This is a genomic window from Nocardia sp. NPDC019219, assembly GCF_040632645.1.
Classification (GTDB): domain Bacteria; phylum Actinomycetota; class Actinomycetes; order Mycobacteriales; family Mycobacteriaceae; genus Nocardia; species Nocardia sputorum.
The window spans coordinates 143,288-159,220 of the sequence record NZ_JBEYCG010000018.1; the positions used below are offsets into that span (position 1 = coordinate 143,288).

General features: G+C 71.3%; 16 protein-coding genes and 1 pseudogene. 4 read left to right on the top strand and 13 right to left on the bottom strand.

Translation table 11 applies throughout. The features are described 5' to 3' along the window. Positions 1 to 286 precede the first annotated feature (286 nt). Complete coding sequence (locus ABZ552_RS28080) at positions 287 to 757, bottom strand: helix-turn-helix domain-containing protein (protein WP_281916805.1); 471 nt, start codon at positions 755 to 757, stop codon at positions 287 to 289. A gap of 101 nt (positions 758 to 858) precedes the next feature. On the opposite strand from ABZ552_RS28080, the gene ABZ552_RS28085 reads away from it, so the two are divergent. Next, the gene (locus ABZ552_RS28085) at positions 859 to 2,112 is read left to right on the top strand and encodes a cytochrome P450 (RefSeq protein WP_281916804.1); all 1,254 of its coding nucleotides are present in this window, start codon (positions 859 to 861) and stop codon (positions 2,110 to 2,112) included. A gap of 135 nt (positions 2,113 to 2,247) precedes the next feature. Here the strand turns inward: ABZ552_RS28085 and ABZ552_RS28090 are convergent, their stop codons facing one another. The 4 genes and pseudogenes from ABZ552_RS28090 to ABZ552_RS28105 all read right to left on the bottom strand — a co-directional run. Beyond that, a complete protein-coding gene (locus tag ABZ552_RS28090) occupies positions 2,248 to 2,409 on the bottom strand; it encodes a hypothetical protein (protein WP_281916803.1) in 162 nt (53 codons plus the stop codon). 269 nt (positions 2,410 to 2,678) lie between these two features. After that, complete coding sequence (locus tag ABZ552_RS28095; RefSeq protein ID WP_281875138.1) at positions 2,679 to 3,332, bottom strand: SDR family oxidoreductase; 654 nt, start codon at positions 3,330 to 3,332, stop codon at positions 2,679 to 2,681. Between the two features lie 37 nt (positions 3,333 to 3,369). Next, positions 3,370 to 3,822: an SRPBCC family protein gene (locus ABZ552_RS28100; protein ID WP_357440939.1), complete on the bottom strand. Its 453-nt coding sequence runs from the start codon at positions 3,820 to 3,822 to the stop codon at positions 3,370 to 3,372. Between the two features lie 399 nt (positions 3,823 to 4,221). Next, positions 4,222 to 5,331 (bottom strand): annotated as a pseudogene (locus tag ABZ552_RS28105) (FUSC family protein); the annotation flags it as partial. A 229-nt stretch (positions 5,332 to 5,560) separates the two neighbouring features. On the opposite strand from ABZ552_RS28105, the gene ABZ552_RS28110 reads away from it, so the two are divergent. Together ABZ552_RS28110 and ABZ552_RS28115 are read left to right on the top strand one after the other, a co-directional pair. Next, positions 5,561 to 6,979, top strand: coding sequence for an amidase (locus ABZ552_RS28110; RefSeq protein WP_357440858.1), 1,419 nt, complete (start codon positions 5,561 to 5,563; stop codon positions 6,977 to 6,979). Positions 6,980 to 7,065: 86 nt separating this feature from the next. Continuing rightward, the gene (locus ABZ552_RS28115) at positions 7,066 to 7,875 is read left to right on the top strand and encodes a class I SAM-dependent methyltransferase (RefSeq protein ID WP_281916801.1); all 810 of its coding nucleotides are present in this window, start codon (positions 7,066 to 7,068) and stop codon (positions 7,873 to 7,875) included. A gap of 1 nt (position 7,876) precedes the next feature. On the opposite strand, the gene ABZ552_RS28120 is transcribed toward ABZ552_RS28115, so the two are convergent. The 7 genes from ABZ552_RS28120 to ABZ552_RS28150 all read right to left on the bottom strand — a co-directional run bounded on the left by ABZ552_RS28120 (position 7,877) and on the right by ABZ552_RS28150 (position 13,147). Continuing rightward, a complete protein-coding gene (locus ABZ552_RS28120) occupies positions 7,877 to 8,884 on the bottom strand; it encodes a cation diffusion facilitator family transporter (RefSeq protein WP_357440861.1) in 1,008 nt (335 codons plus the stop codon). Positions 8,885 to 9,018: 134 nt separating this feature from the next. Further along, entirely contained in the window at positions 9,019 to 9,387 is a 369-nt protein-coding gene (gene crcB, locus ABZ552_RS28125; RefSeq protein ID WP_281875143.1) for a fluoride efflux transporter CrcB, read from the bottom strand. Beyond that, positions 9,384 to 9,866, bottom strand: coding sequence for a CrcB family protein (locus tag ABZ552_RS28130; protein WP_281875144.1), 483 nt, complete (start codon positions 9,864 to 9,866; stop codon positions 9,384 to 9,386). Before ABZ552_RS28130 ends, crcB begins: the two co-directional genes overlap by 4 nt. 59 nt (positions 9,867 to 9,925) lie before the next feature. Continuing rightward, positions 9,926 to 10,375 carry a universal stress protein gene (locus tag ABZ552_RS28135; protein ID WP_357440866.1) on the bottom strand — a complete coding sequence of 150 codons (450 nt, stop codon included), beginning with the start codon at positions 10,373 to 10,375 and terminating at the stop codon, positions 9,926 to 9,928. A 58-nt stretch (positions 10,376 to 10,433) separates the two neighbouring features. Next, positions 10,434 to 11,786, bottom strand: a complete 1,353-nt coding sequence (locus ABZ552_RS28140) for a flavin monoamine oxidase family protein (RefSeq protein WP_357440869.1) — start codon at positions 11,784 to 11,786, stop codon at positions 10,434 to 10,436. Positions 11,787 to 11,872: 86 nt separating this feature from the next. Beyond that, positions 11,873 to 12,454 carry a TetR/AcrR family transcriptional regulator gene (locus ABZ552_RS28145; protein WP_281875148.1) on the bottom strand — a complete coding sequence of 194 codons (582 nt, stop codon included), beginning with the start codon at positions 12,452 to 12,454 and terminating at the stop codon, positions 11,873 to 11,875. Between the two features lie 6 nt (positions 12,455 to 12,460). Next, positions 12,461 to 13,147 (bottom strand): crotonase/enoyl-CoA hydratase family protein, encoded by a 687-nt coding sequence (locus ABZ552_RS28150; RefSeq protein WP_281875149.1) that lies wholly within the window; start codon positions 13,145 to 13,147, stop codon positions 12,461 to 12,463. Positions 13,148 to 13,374: 227 nt separating this feature from the next. Between ABZ552_RS28150 and ABZ552_RS28155 the strand changes: the two genes are divergently transcribed. Beyond that, entirely contained in the window at positions 13,375 to 14,610 is a 1,236-nt protein-coding gene (locus ABZ552_RS28155; RefSeq protein ID WP_357440873.1) for a hypothetical protein, read from the top strand. Between the two features lie 85 nt (positions 14,611 to 14,695). Here ABZ552_RS28155 and ABZ552_RS28160 read toward each other — a convergent pair whose 3' ends face one another. Next, positions 14,696 to 15,904 (bottom strand): ROK family transcriptional regulator, encoded by a 1,209-nt coding sequence (locus ABZ552_RS28160; protein ID WP_281875151.1) that lies wholly within the window; start codon positions 15,902 to 15,904, stop codon positions 14,696 to 14,698. Positions 15,905 to 15,933 lie beyond the last annotated feature (29 nt).

Here is a 15,933-nt window from a genome sequence, read left to right on the forward strand (position 1 = left end):
TCTCGGCGCAGCAGCAGCGCCCGATGACCACTCTCGAGCGCGGCGCCCCGGGAGATCGAGGCACATCAGGCCCGACTGCATCCATCGGGTGACAAACACTTTGCGCACTCCTCGGCCGTCTGCCCGGCATGGAGCTGTTCGACGACCACGTCCGCGACCGGACGTCTCGCCGAGGCGTCGACTCCGACCAGGGAAAAGCCGCCAGCCGGTCGCGTGACCATGGCCGCACCGGTCCCGTAGTGAGCCTCCTGCGATGCGCCGGCCGACTGCCGCACCCGCGTCCCACTCACCCGGCTTGCTCGGCCCCCGGCGGCTGGTGGAAGCCGGGACCGGCCTTGGGTTCGACGTCGCGCGGGTCGATCGGCTCGCGGCAGTGGTCGCAGACCAGCATGGGCGAGGTCTCCTGCCCGCAGCCGCGGTGTTCCAGGACGATCGGAGGGCCCTCCGGCCCGGCCAGGTGGTGATCGCCCCAGACCATCATCGCCGTGACGATCGGATACAGCTCGCGGCCCGCGGCGGTGAGGTGATAGTCGACGCGCCCGCCGCCGTGATCGGTGCGGGTGAAGATGCCCGCGTCGATCAGCATGCGCAGGCGGCTGGTGAGCAGGTTGCGATTGGTGATGCCGATGTTGCGGGCGAAATCGCTGAAACGGTGCACCCCGAAGAACGCCTCGGCGATGAGCAGGATGGTCCACCGGTCGCCGAGCAGTTCGACCACGCGGGTGACCGAATCGTCGACCGGGCGCCGCAATGTCATGGCGCTATTTTCGCATCCTGGATCGGTATTGCTTTCCTACCATCGGTATCACGATAATACCAACAGACCGTGCCCCTCCGGGCCGACAGCTGGGAGTGTCGATGACGACCACGAACCACCCGACCGACGACTACGTGCGCCTGCTCGACCCCGCGGTGCGGCCGGACCCGTATCCCCTCTTCGCGCGGTTGCGCGAGTCCGGCGCGTTCCGGATCGGCACGGCTCCGGCGGTCGTGCTGACCCGCTATGCCGACTGCGCCGCCGTGCTGCGCGATCCCCGGGCGAGCGTCGACCGGTCACTGGCCCGCTTGCAACTCGGGTCGATGCCGATCTACGACGGCACGCGCGACGACGGTGCGGCCCGGGCGAAACCCTCGTTCCTGTTCCTGGACCCGCCCGACCACACGCGCCTGCGCCGCCTGGTGTCCAAGGCGTTCACCCCGCGCGTCGTGCGGCGACTGGAACCCCGGATCACCGAGATCGTCGACGACCTGCTCGACCAGCGCGCCCGCGAGGGGCGATTCGACGCCGTCGACCACTTCGCCTACCCGCTGCCGGTCACCGTCATCTGCGAACTGCTCGGCGTGCCGCTCGCCGACGAAGCCCGGCTGAGCGCCTGGTCCGCGCTGCTGTCGCGCACCCTCGATCCGACCTCCCGCGCCGCCGCCCAGTTCCGCGCCGACCCGGCGCAGATCCAGCGCGCCGGGACCGAACTGCACGCCTACTTCGAAGAACTCACCGATCGCCGCCGCCGCGCCCCCGGACCGGATCTGCTGTCCGAACTCATCGCCGCGGAAGACGCCGGGGACGCGCTCACCCACGCGGAACTGATCTCGACCTGCGCACTGCTGCTGGTCGCCGGACACGAGACCACCGTCAACCTGATCGCCAACGCGACCCTCGCCCTGCTGCGCAGGCCGGACGAACTCGCCGCCCTCCGCGCGGATCCGGACCGGGCGGCGGGCGTGGTCGAGGAGACGCTGCGCTTCGACCCGCCGGTCCAGTTGATCCCGCGCATCGCCGCCGACGACATGACCGTCGGCGACACGGACATCCAGCGCGGCGATCTGGTGGTGCTGCTGATCGCCGCCGCGCACCGCGACGCCTCGACGTTCGCCGACCCCGACCGCTTCGACCCGGCGCGGGACAACCGCCACCTGGCTTTCGGCCTAGGGGCGCACTTCTGCGTCGGCGCTCCCTTGGCCCGCTTGGAGGCGCGCGTGGCGCTGACCCGGTTCGCGCAACGGGTGGAATCGCCTTCCCTCCTGATGGACCCGCCGCCGTACCGGGAGCACGTCAACCTGCGCGGACCCGCGCACTTGCCCATCGAGTTCGCGGCGATCCGGCCCCGTTAGCCACGGTCAGCCGTCGTAGGAGACATGCAGCGTCCAACCCTCGGCGAGGCGAGCCGCCGCCACACCGTCGCGCATGAACGCACCCGCACCGAGCACCCGCGTTCGCGGCGATCCGGCCCCCGCTATCGACGCGGCTCAGCCGTTGTACGAGACATGGGGCCTCCAGCCCTCGGCGGGGCGGGTCGCCGCCGCGTGCAACACCGCCGCCACACCGTCCCGCGCGAACGCACCCGCACCGAGCACCCGCGTTTCGGGATCCGGCGCCGCTAGCGACGCGTCAGCTGTCGTACGAGACATGCGGGCTCCAGCCCTCGGCGGGGCGGGTTGCCGCCGCGTGCAACGCCGCCGCCACACCGTCCCGCATGACCGCGCCCGCACCGAGCATCCGCGTTCGCGGCGATCCGACGACGTCAGCGACGCCGGTCAGCCGTCGAGGAGACGTGCGGCGTCCATCCTTCGGCGCAGCGAGGGCCGCTGCGGGCAGTCCCGACCCCGCACCGTCACCTTTGAACCGCCCTCGCCGAGCACCCCGCGTCTCAGCGATCGGGCTCCGTCGGCGGTGCCGGTCAGCCGTCGTACGCGACGTGCGGCGTCCATTCTTCGGCGGGGCGGGTGGCCGCGGCGTGCAGCGCCGCCGCCACACGGTCGCGTGTGAACGCGCCCTCGCCGAGCACTCCGTTGATCTGCACCGCGACGGCCCGGATGCCCTCGGGCGCGAGGGTGGCGTCCAAGCTGGTCACCAAGTTGCGCACCGCCGCCTTCTGGACGCCGAGCGAAGCGGCCCGATGCCACGGCTTGTCCGCGGCCGCGCTGCCGGTGACCAGCACGCGGGCGCCCTCGGACAGGAAGGGCCGCGCCGCTTGCACGGCGGGCAGCAGCGCCGCCGCGCCGACGGTGAAGTCCTCGATCAACTCCGGCACGGAGAGCCGTAACGGATCGGCTTCCCGGAAGACGCTGGGGTTGAAGTGCAATACGTCGATCCGGCCGTGGCGTTCGCCCACCCCGGCGACCACCCGGGTCACGTCGGCGGGATCGCGCAGATCCACCCCCACGCCCTCGGCGTCGAAGCCTTGCTCGCGCAATTCCTTCGTCAACGGCTCGGCCTCCTCGGGCAACCGGCAGGCCAGCACCGCGGTGTAACCGTCGGCGGCGAACAGGCGGGCCACCGACAACCCGACACCGGGCCCGGCGCCGAGCACGAGAAGCACGGGCGCGGTCATGATCGCTCCGCCCCGGCCCGGCGGCTGTGTCTCGCGATCATTCGACGACAGCCTTGATCCGGTTCAGCGTCTCGCGCATCCCCTCGACGTTGGTCTTGCCGCGCGTCCACCCGGCCAGCAACCAGTACAGCCGCAGCACCGGGTTGCTGTGCAGCTGGAACGACTCGGTGACGTCGGTGCCGCCGTCGACCGGTTCGAAGACATAGCGCCAGGTGTTGATCGGCATGCCCCGCGGTCCGAGCACGGTGAACGCGAACTCCCGGCCCGGCTCGCAGGCGACGATGCGGCACACCGTCGCGTACTTCAGCCCCCAGCCGTTGCGGTTGACGCGACCGCGGAACTTCACGCCGACCGCCGGGCCGGTGGCGCCGCCGAGCCACTCCGCGGCGAACGTCTCGGGACTGAACCGCCCGGTGTTCTCGATGTCACTGACCAGTGCCCAGATCTCGTCGGCGGGCGCGGCCATCCGGACCGTCACGCTGTCATGCATGCGCCGAACGCTAGCAGGCGGCCCGGCCGTCGCCTCCGGCTCGAACCGGGCCGCCGCCGAGCGGGCCGCCCAGCCGTCCACGTCCGGCAGCCACCCGCCGGGTGGCAGCACCCAGCACGCGGCGAGCAGGTCGTGACCGAAGTGCGCGAGCGCCGCGTGCTCCGGCCAGTGCTCGCGGGTCCACTCCGGGTCGTCGGTCGCCGAGTCGATGCCGCTGCGGACGACGCCGACCAGCTCGAATTGCAGATGCTGGACCAGCACCCAGGCCACGGCGTCCATCGGCTTGTGCCGCAGGCGGTCGAGCAGGACGTCGGCGGCGGCGCGCACCCGGTGCTCCATCCAGCGGAAGGTGCGCCGGTGGGCGCGGGGCGCGACGCCGTACAGCGCGAGCACCGCGACGGCGACGCCGAGCACGGTCTCCCACAACCGGTCGCGCAGCACCGGTCCGATCGGTCCGCCCGTGGTGGCGACCCCACCCGCGATGAGCGCAACCGGCGTGATGAAGACGACTGCCAGCGCGTAGTTGCGCGGCACGAACAGCTCGATGCAGAACTGCAGCGCGGCGATCAGGACGATCAGCGCGTAGCCGGTCGGCCCCACTTGGTAGATGAGCGCGAAGAGGCCGAGTCCAGCGATGGTGCCGACGAACCGGTGGATGGCCCGCACCTGCCCCCGCACGCGATCGGGCCCGGCTTGCAGCACGATGAGGGCGCTGAGCACCGCCCAGTGCGGACGGTCCAGACCGAGCAGCGCGCTCAGCGCGCCCGCGCCGAGGCAGCCCGCTGCGACCCGCAGCGCGCTGATCGCCGCGTGCGAGGAGAACGACAGCGAACGCGCCAGCCGGAAGCCGATGGCCGGGCGGGCGAACGAGACCAGAGGATCGACCAGGAGATCGTCGGTGTCGTCGTCGGGAGCGTGCCCGGCGAGCCCGCGGCGCGCGCCCTGCAAGGTGGCCAGCAACTCGGCTTCGCCCGGGTCGGAGGGCAGGCCCGCGTCGTAGACCGCGGCCCACGCGTCGGCCATCGCGGCGCCCGCCCGGTGGCGCAGGTCGATGGCGGGCGTCCCCGCCTCCCGCGCCGCGACGTAGGCGTCGACCGCGCGGACCGCCGCCGCGACCGCCGTCCGTTCCGGTTTGCGGCGATCACGCAGCACCCCGGCCATCGACACGGCGAGCGCCGCCGCGACACCGCAGGCGGCGCCGAACAACAGCGTCGCCACCGCGGTGCCGGTCTCGGCCGCTTTCATCGCGCCCGCGCAGACCAGCGCGAAGAACAGCGCGCCCGGCGGACCCAGCCGCAGCGCATCGATGACGAACACGGCCACGACCGCGATCGCCGTCACCACGACGACCATCAGCAGCGATGAACCGAAGCCCGCGTCCAGCAGGCCGCCGATCGCAGCGCCGACGCCGCAGGAAGCCAGCAACGCCGAGCCGGCCGCGAGGACGACCCAGCCGCGCACCCGGTACGGCCGCCCCTCGCCGTAGAGCACGGCGAAGGCGCCGAACATGACGAACACCGCCACGTCCGGATGGCCGAGGCCGGTGATGATCGCGGCCGGGACGGCGAATGCCAGCGCGGCGCGCAACGCCACGCTCCACCGCCGTCCCGCGGGCGAGAGGGCGAACAACAGCGAGCCCACCCGGCCCTTCGGTGGCACCGGATCCGGGTATGTCGCTGCCACCTGCTGTCCTTTCTGGTCTGGACGAACTGCCTGGTGCACACATTAGATTCGAGGCATGACCGCCGACGCTCATCTTCCGCTACCCACGCGCGTCCACGCCTTCGGCGACGACGCGCTCGGTGATCACGACGCCGTCGCCTTGGCCACGCTGGTGCGCGACGGTGCGGTCGCGCCACACGAACTCGCCGCCGCCGCGGTGGCGCGCGCGGAGCGGGTCGAGGAGCTGGCGGCGGTCGCCTACTCCAGCTATGCCGAACCGCTGCTGCCCGCCGAACGGACCGGCGCCTTGTACGGCGTGCCCAGTTTCGTGAAGGACAACACCGACGTGGCGGGCATGCCGACGAATCAGGGCACGGCCGCGTTCCGCGCGCGGCCCGCTCGCGCGCACAGCGGCTACACCCGCCAGTTCCTCAGCACCGGTCTCACCGTCCTCGGCAAGAGCGCCATGCCGGAATTCGGTTTCAACGCCAGCAGCGAGACACCGCACCTCGCGCCCACCCGCAATCCGTGGCACACCGGGTATTCCGTGGGCGGTTCGTCGGGCGGGGCCGCCGCGCTGGTGGCGGCGGGTGTCGTCCCGATCGCGCACGGCAACGACGGCGGCGGATCGATCCGGATTCCGGCGGCGTGCGCCGGACTGGTCGGCTTGAAGCCGACGCGGGGACGGCACGTGGTGTCCGGGCTGGCGCGTTCGCTGCCGGTCGACATCGTCAGCGAAGGCGTGCTGACCAGGACGGTGCGCGACACGGCGGCGTATACCGCGGCGGTCGAACGGTATCGGCGCAATCCGGCGCTGCCGCCGATCGGCCGCGTCGACGGTCCACCGGGACGGCGCATGCGGATCGCCCTCGTGCTCGACAACCTCGCGGGGCCGGTGCCCGCCGGTCCGACCCGGGATGCCGTCGAAAGCGTCGCCCGCACGCTCGAGGCCTGCGGCCATTCGGTCGAGCCGGTGCCGTTGCCGTTCGACGCCACGATCGAAAGCGCCTTCCTGCACTATTGGGGGCTGCTCGCGGCCGCGATCACCACGACCGGACGGTTTCTCGACCGCCGGTTCGACGCGCGCCGCGTGGACGACCTCACCGCGGGCCTTCGTGCCTTCTTCCTGCGCCGGGCCTTGCGCGCCCCGCTCACGCTCTACCGGCTACGCGCGGCGGCGGCCACCTATGAGCAGGCGCTCGGGCCCTACGACGCGGTGCTGCTGCCCACGCTCGGTCACACCACGCCGCCCCTCGGCCATCTCAGCCCGACCGTGCCGTTCGACGAACTCCTCGACCGGTTGCGCGCCTACGTCTGCTTCACACCGATCAACAACATCACCGGGACGCCGGCCATCACCGTTCCGGCGGGCCTGACCGACGCCGGGCTGCCCATCGGAGTGCAGTTCGCCGCCACCCGCGGCAACGAGCGCACCCTGCTGGAGCTGGCGTATCTGATCGAGTCCGAGCGGCCCTTCCCCCGCGTCGATCGCTGACCCGCACTCTCGGAATTAGGGTAGGCTAAGTTCGCTCAGCGCAAGGATCGGGGCGGACACGGCCGCAGGCCGGAGAGGACGAAACCATGGGCACGCGCGTCGAATTGACCGGAGTCCCGGAGACCATGCTGTGGACGCTCTACAACCGGGCCGCGGAAGCGAAACGCCCGGACGGCATCCTGCGCGACCCGGACTGTGTCCGAATCTTCGACGCGCTCGACTACGACTACGAGCGGGCGTTCGGAGCTCCCGATGGCACGCACGCGGTGCGATCGCTGCGTTTCGACCAGGCGGTACGGCCCTGGCTCACAGCGCATCCGGGCGGTACCGTCGTCGAACTCGCCGCCGGATTGGAGACCCAGTTCCAACGGTGCGACGACGGGCGCGTGCGGTGGCTGTGCGTGGACGTGCCCGAGGGCATCACGCTGCGCGAACGGTTCCTGCCGCCGAGCGAGCGCTGCCGGCATCTGCCGATCAGCGCGCTCGACACGGCGTGGCTGGACGAGGTCGACGCCGAACGCGGTGTCTTCGTCACGGCCCAAGGCCTTTTCATGTACTTCGAGCCGGACGAGGTGCGGCGCCTGTGCGCCACGATCTTCGAGCGGCTACCCGGGGTGGAGCTGATGTTCGACATCATCCCGCCGTGGTTTTCCCGTAAGACGATGCGGGGCTACGCCAAGACAGCGCACTACACCGCGCCGCCGATGCCGTGGGGTGTCAAACGCAGCCACGCGGCACGGCTGCTGCGTGAATGGAGCCCCCGAGTGGCGGAGGTGACGGTGTCGTCCTTCAGCCCATCCCGGGGTCCGCTCGCGGTGAGCCTTCCCCTGTTCGAGCGCCTTCCGGTACTGCGCGACATCCCGCCCGGCATCGTCCACGCGCGTGGCGCCCGGTAGGTCAGGGCGCCACGGCATTCGCGGCGGACGACGGGCGATCGCGGTGCACCGGGCCGTGGGCGTCGTCGCAGTGGTCCTCCAGCATCGGCAGCAGGCGCTGCCTATCCGCCGCAGCCGAGGAGGCGACGGCATGGGTGTGGTCGACCTGCAAAGTGGTGTGGGTGATGCCGTAGTCGTGATCGAGCAGGTGCTCGATCCGCTGACGCAGCCCGTGGCAGTCCGCCCCCGCGCGGACCAGCACATGCGCCGACAGGGCGATGTCACCGGAGGTGATCTGCCAGACGTGCAGGTCGTGCACCTCGTCGACGCCATCGATGTCCACCAGCCCGCGCCCGAGCGCGTCCGGATCGACACCCGCGGGCGCCGCCTCCAGGAAGATCCGGCCCGATTCGCGCACCAGCCCCAGCCCCGCCTTGACCATCAGCGCGACGACGATCAGCGTGGCGATCGCGTCCGCCCTGGCGAAACCGGTGGTCAGCACGAGGAGCCCGGCCACGGCGGTGGCGATGAATCCGTACAGATCGTTGAGCACGTGCTGGAACGCGCCCTCGACGTTCAGGCTGGAGCGGTTGGCCTTGCTGATCGCCCAGGTGGCCGCGATGTTGACCACCACACCGGCCAGCGCGGTGGCCAGCACGAGGCCGCCGGTGACCTCCGGCGGCTCCAGCAGGCGGCGCACGGCCTCGTAGGTGAGCCAGCCCGCGAGCACGAGCAGCGTGACGCCGTTGGCCTGCGCGGAGAGGATCTCGGCGCGCTTGTAGCCGTAGGTGTACTTGCCGTTCGCGGGCCGGGCCGCGAGGCGGATCGCGATGAGCGCCAGGACAATGGACGCGGCGTCGGTGAGCATGTGCGCCGCGTCCGACAGCAGTGCCAGCGAGTTGGCCAGCACGCCGATCACGACCTCGACCGACATGAAGCCGACGATGAGGGCCAGCGCGATGGTCAGCCACCGGCGGTCGGCCTCACCGGACACCCCGTGCCCGTGCGCGTGACCGTGTTCGTGTCCCATCGGCCCTGCCCCTTTCATCATCACATGTATGCGCATATCTGCATCTGTTCCGTCAGCTTAACCCAACCCCCGCAGCGCGCGACAGGCCAGCGCAGTGAGCTGGATCACGTCGCATACCGATCCGGCTGTCCCGGTCAGCCGACCAGGGCGTGCACCGCCGCATAGGTCGACACGGTGGCGATCAGCCCTGCGACGACACTGCCGACCACGTTCATCGCCGCGAACAAGTAGGCGCCGCGTTCGGCCAGCCGCACGGTTTCGTAACCGAAGGTGCTGTAGGTGGTCAGCGCCCCACAGAATCCGGTACCGAGCATGGCGAACAGCGGCGACGACAGCGCCGACCCGGCGCCGCTCAGCGCGCCGAGCACCAGGCAGCCGATCAGGTTGACGGAGAAGGTGCCCCAGGGAAACAGACTGTCGCGGCGGTCCTGCACCGCGCGGTCGAGCAGATACCGCAGCGGCGCGCCGATCGCCCCGCCCACGAGGACCAGCAGCACGGTCATCGCGTCCCCTTTCGCGCGCGTCGCAGGCGTTCGTACCCCGCCCTGGTGAGCCACATGGCGGCGAAGGTGGCCGAGAGAGCGCAGAGCAAGGTGCCCGCCAGATAGGCGGCCGCGACGACGATCGTCCCCGGCGCCAGCAGCTGGCGGACTTCGTTGGCGTAGGTCGAGAAGGTGGTGAACCCGCCCAGGACGCCGACTCCGAGAAAGGGGCGCAGCAACCGATGAGCAGCCCAGATCTCGGTCACCGCGACCATGAGCACTCCGATCGCGAAGCACCCCGCGACATTGGTGATGAAGGTGGCGAGCGGGAAGTGCCAGGGGCGCCCGGGCAGCCCCTGGGCGAGACCGTAGCGCGCGAGCGCGCCGAGCGCCCCGCCGAGGGCAACGACCGCCACGGCCGAGCCATTGGCACGCCAGAAGTCCCGACGCCGCGCGCGTTCGGCGATGCCGGTCGGCTCCTCGGTCAGTTCATCGGCCACGCAGCACTCTTACCGAACCGTCCGCGACGGCGTCCCGGCGGGTCACCACGCCGCCGCGCTCAACGGTCCCCGGCCTCGCCGTCTCCGTCGTGCGCGACCAGAACCGAGCAGCCGACGTGCCGCGCGGCTTTCTCCGCGGTGCTGCCGATGAACCGGCCCCAGATGCCCGAATGCCCGCTGCGCCCGAGCACGAGCAGGTCGGCGTGGTGATCGGCGGCCGCGGTGGCCAGTTCGCGCGCCGCCTGACCGGCGCGGATCTCGGCCCGCACCGCGATACCGCGCTGTTCGGCCGTCTCGGCGGCGGTGGTGAGCCAGCGATGGCAGGCTTGTTGCCCGATCGAGCGTTCGTCCTCGATCTCGCCGACCACCGGACCGTAGTGCGGCAGATACTCTTCGACCGCGACGACCGTGAGCGTGGCGTGGTGCACCGTCGCCAAGTCGAGCGCCATCGTCAACGCGGCCCTGGCGCCGGGCGAGTCGTCGTAGCCCACCACGATCCGCTGGAACACCTTTCCATTGTGATCCCTGGGATGGGCCGGAGCCAGCGTTACGGCAACCCTGGGGCAATCAGACCGGCGCCGCGGCGCGATCCGCCGCGAGCACTTCGGCTGCCGCGTGCTCGCCCGAGCGGATCGCTCCCTCGATATAGCCCGACCACTCGGTGGCGGTTTCGCTTCCGGCCCAGTGGATCGCGCCGACCGGGTGACGCAGGGCCGACCCGAGAGTGGTCAGAACACCCGGCGGGAAGAACGAGTTGTAGCCGCCGCGGGCGTAGGGATCGTCGGCCCAAACCTTCTCGTGCCACTCGACCGGCTCCCGGGCGACATGCCCGAAGGCGCGGACGAGCGAACCGACGATCATGGCGCGGCGCTCGGCCGGGGGAAGCGCGGCCAGGCGTTGCGCGGCCCGGCCGGGCACCAGCGCGCCGAGCACACCGGGACCGCCGGGGCGGGAGGCGTCGAAGGTGACGGGCACCGGATCGTGCAGGTTCAGCGACTGACCGGTGAGCAGGTCGTCGCGCCAGAACGGCCGCTCGTAGACGGCGAACGCTTTCAGGACCGAGCCCATCGGCATGCGCTGGGTCAACTGGTCGCGCGCGGCGGGCAGCGGCGGGTCGTAGGCGATGCGTCCGGCGAGCGTGGGCGGCACCGCCACGATCACGTGCCCTGCCTGCACGGCACCGGCGTCCCCGCTCACCCGCACACCGTCCGCGCCCTGCCGAATCTCCGTGACCGGAGCGCCGAGGCGCACCGCGTCCCCCAGTTCGGCCGCGACGGCCAGCGCGGGCCCGTCGGCGCCGTCGACGAACAGGCGGGTCACCGTCTCGGCGGTGATCCCGGCCTCGACCCCGCCCGCGGAACGGATCGTGGTCAGCAGGCCGAGCATCGAGATGCTGCCGACGTCGACGCACAGTTCCTCGCCGATCATCACCTCGGCGAGGTTCCGCGCGCGCCGCTCGGGCACGTTCCGGCGCAACCAGGTCGCCGCGGTCATCGCGTCCAGCCGGTCAGCGCCCGGCGTGGTCCACGGGCGCGCGAGGTCGACGCGGGCGGCCATCCGTTCCAGTCGCCACATCGCTTGGACGAGCACGAGCAGGACGAACGTCGGCAGTGGCGGGCGGGCGCCGCTGAACGGCCGCCGGACCACTCCCTCGACCAGCAGGTCGACCCCCTCGGGAGGTGCGAAGGTCGCCGCGCCGTACTCCTCGGCCAGCGCCGCGAAACGCGTGTGCGCACCGGAGATCCACTGCCCGCCGAGGTCGACGGCCCAGCCGTCGCCGACCCGCGCGGTCAGGGTGCGACCGCCGACCCGGTTGTTCGCTTCCAGGACGACGACCTCCCGGCCCGCCGCTCGCAGCGTCCGCGCCGCGCTCAGCCCGGCATATCCCGCACCGACGACAACGACGTCCGTACGGTCCATGGTGGCCTCCCGTCGCCGCACCGTAACTCGCCAACCACTGTTGATCACCCCGGGACGATCCGCAACCGGCGTGGGAATCGACAGTGCTAGCGCGGCAGGGTGGCGAGGGCGGCGACGGCGGCCTCCTGCAAGGTGGCGGTCAGCGAACGCGGCGGCGCCGTGACCCGTCCGCGCACCCATTGCCTGCAGTACTCCTGTGCCGGTCCGATACAGATCGCGTGGGCCAGCGGATAGCCTTCGCCGCCCTCGTCCGCCACACCGAGCAGTTCCCCGTACCAGCGCTCCAGCGCCTCGAAGAAGGCTCGATTGTGCTGTGCCAGTTCCGGCTCCGCGACCCGCGCCACCTCGTCCGGCAACGTGGCGAACAGGAACCGGGCCAAGTCGCGATGGTCTTCCACCCAGCCGAGATGGGCTGCCAGCATCGCGCGGATCGCCTGCTCGGGACCGGCGCCGGGCGCGTCGAGGCGGGCCAGCACCGTCCGCTGGTAGTCGAGCATCCCGGAAACGTAGACCGCGGCCGCCAATTCGGCTTTCGAGCCGAACGCGTGGAACATGCTGCCGCTGGACAAGCCGAGCCGATCGCGCACGCCTGCCACCGTGAACGACGGATAGCCCTTGGCCGACAGCTGTCGCGTCGCTTCGGCCAGGATCCGCTCGCGGGTGCGCACGACCGGCTACGCGCCGAACTCGGCGTCGATGCCGGAGCGGACCGCGGCTAGCACCTGAGCGCGCACTCGCAGTTTCGTCCCGGTGTGCGCGGCGAAGTCGATCCCGGTCAACCGGTGCGCTTCGGCCGTGGCGCGCGTGCGCAAGTCGTCCTCGTCGGCGGCGAGCACGTCGAGAAAGCCCAGTGCCCTGGCTTCCTCGGGTCCGACCAGGATCCCGGTGTTCGCCGCCCGGTCGAAGCCCGGCGCGGTGAGGCGGTGCCGCGCCACCTCCACACCGTAATGCGGAATGGTGAGCCCGATCGCGACCTCGTTGAGGCCCAGTTTGAAATCCCCGGTGACGCCGAAGCGCACGTCTGCGGCCAGCAGCGTGAACGCGCCCTGCGCGATGGCGTGGCCCGGGCAGGCCGCCACGACGGGATACGGGAACCCGAGCAGCCGGTGGACCAGGTCGCCGCCCGCCCGCAGTGTGCGGCGGATGTCGTCGAGCGAACGGGAGAACGTCGCCAGGTCGTAGCCGGCGGAGAACATGCGCGAACGCCCGGTCAACAGGACGACCGCCCGGTCGGCTTCGGCACGGTCCAGGGCACCGGCGATGGCGCCGATCATGTTCTCGGACATCACATTCGCCTTGCCGTCGTCCAGCGTGATCGTGGCGATCCCGCCGTCGAGCCGATAGGTGACGAGTTCGGTCATCCCAGCCTCCTCTAGAGCAGGACTCTAGAGTAACACTCTAACGACTCGACAGCTAACGTCGAGCCGCCGGTCGCGGCACCGGTCGCGGGCAAGGTGTCGATGTGGCAACGACGCGAAACAGCGGTCCATGAACGTCCGATACGAGAAGCAGATGATGCTGCCGAAAAAGCCTGGCGCGTCCGGGCTTCGGACTAGCCTCGGGGACAGGCTCAGGTGAAGGAAGCGACATGACCGCAGCAACCGTCATCCGCCCGCTGGCGCCGAGCGAGGGGATCTTCGCCAACAGCGAAGTGCTCGTCGGCTATTCGCTTCGGGTCGCGGGCCGGTTGGATCTCGCCGCGCTGTCGGCGGCGTTCGAAGCCGTGGCCCGCTCCCGTCCGATCCTCGGCGCCCACCTGGAACCGGACGGGCACGGCGGGCATCTCCTGCTCGAATCCGCCGGCGCCACACCCGAGATGACGGTCGCGGACGGTGATCCGGAACAGCTGCTCACCGGCGCCCGGCTGGATCAGCGCACCGCGCTCGCCGCGCTGTGCGTGGTCCGCGACGGCGCCACGGCGGGTGTCACCTTGGTGACCCACCACAGTGTCGCGGATGCCTATCATTCGCTGGCTGTGTTCGCCGAGCTGTGGTCCTGCTACACCGACCTCGTCCGGTCCAGGCCGCTCGAACTGCCGCCACCGGGCTTCCCGCGCTCGGTGGAAGACCTGCTGCACGAGCGTGGCGTGCGCAAGATCGAGACGGCCGCCGCACCGCCGCGCCCCGCCGCGCGGGCCTACTGCGGCCCGGAGGATCCCGAATACCTCGTGCCCCGAACCGCACGCTGCAGGCTCACCCGGACGCAGACCGCCGCGCTCGTCGAGCTCGGGCACCGGGAGAACACCACGATCAACGGCCTCGCCTCCGCCGCGATCCTGCTCACCGAGGCGGAGCTGCGCGGGCTGCCGCTCACCGACCTGCTCTACACCTACTCGGTCGACCTGCGCACCCGGGTGACGCCGCCGATCGGGATGACCGAGGGCACCAACGTACTCGGCTTCGCGAACTTCGTTCCCGCGCGAACCGGCGCGACGCTCGTCGATCTGGCCCGCGGCGTCAGCGACACGCTGCGCGCCGAACTCGACGCGGGCCTCGTGCAACAGACTCCGCTGCAGATACCCGAGATCACCGCCGGGCCTCCGCCGCGCGCGCCCGGCATCGTGCTGGCCACCAACTGGGGATGCGTACGCCGGCCCCGCGTGCCGGAAGAGCTGTGTATCACGGATTTCCGATCGATCATGCTGGGCAAGCCGGACAAGACGGGCTACCGGCTCCAGCAGCCGAGCGGCACCATCATCGTCAGCACCTTCGACGATCGGCTGAGCATCGAGATCCACCATCCCGAGGAAACCACCGAGGAGCAACGCGTGCGCGTGCGGCTGCTCACCGCTCACCTGTCGGAGTTGAGCGCGGCGGGCGCCTGAACCCGGCGGTTCCGGACCGAAGCACGGCGACCGGCACGCGATCCGCGCACCGACGACGACGCGGCGAACTCGGCGGAGCTTTCCGTCAAGTGCGCGCCGCCGACGTGCGCGTCAGCGTCTGCAGCGGATCGGTGAGCACATCGGTGAAAGCCAGTTCCGCGGCGCCGATCAAGGTCGCGTCGCCGCCGAGCGCGCTGGTGCGCAACCGGACCTGTTCGCGAACGGCTTGCAGACCGTTCACGGCCACGCGGCTGCGCACCTGCGCCGCGGACGCCAGATAGATCTCCCGCAGCACGCCGCCGAACACCACCATCGACGGATTGAAGATGTTCACCAGATTGGCCACGCCGTAGCCGAGCCATTCGCCGACCTGGTGCAGCGCGTCGCGGGCCACGGCGTCGCCGCGGGCGGCGGACTCGACGATCGCGTCGACCGCCGCCTGCCCCGGAGGATCGGAGCGCCCCGCCGCCGCGATCAATCCGAGCTCGCCCGCCTCGGCCTCGAGGCAGCCCCGGGATCCGCAGGCGCAGGGCCGACCACCCGGGTGGACGATCATGTGCCCGACTTCCCCGCCGTAACCGCCCTCCCCGCCGAGCAACTCGCCGTTCATGATGATGCCGCCGCCGATGCCGACGTCGCCGTGCAGATAGATCAGATTCGCCAGGCCCGCGCCCGCGCCGCGTTCGCGTTCGGCCAGCGCGCCGAGATTGGCGTTGTTGCCGACCGCGACGCGCGTCCCGAGATCGAGTTCCCTGGTCAGCTCCGCGCCGAACGCGACATCCACCCAGCCGAGATTCGGCCCGTAGCGCACCACGCCGTCCTCCTCGCGGACCATGCCGCAGAACGCGACCCCCACGCCCACGCATCGAGCGTCCGGTGCCGCCGCGGCGATCATCGCCCCGGCCATGCCCGTCAGCGCGGCGATCACGTCGTCCGGGTCGAACGCGCGGCCGGGACGGGCGGTCTCGGTGCGATCGAGCACCGAGCCGCCCAGCCCGACCCGCGCGGCGGCCAGACGATCCGCCCCGACGTCCAGCGCGACGACGTAGACCCGGTCGGCCCGCGGACGCACCACCAGCGACGGCCTGCCCGCCCGCCCGGTCTGGCCGGGCAATTCCTCGCTCACCAGGCCCGCCGCGGCCAGGTCGGTGGTGAGCGCGAGAATGGTGCTGCGGTTCAATCCCATTCGCTCGGCGAGCGCGGCACGCGACACCGCCCCGTCACGGTGCACGTGCCGCAGCAGCGCGGCGAGGTTGCGCGTGCGGATCTCCTCGGGCGAAGGTGCTGCTCGCATTCACCGGGCTTTCGTCACGGGGCTGGGAT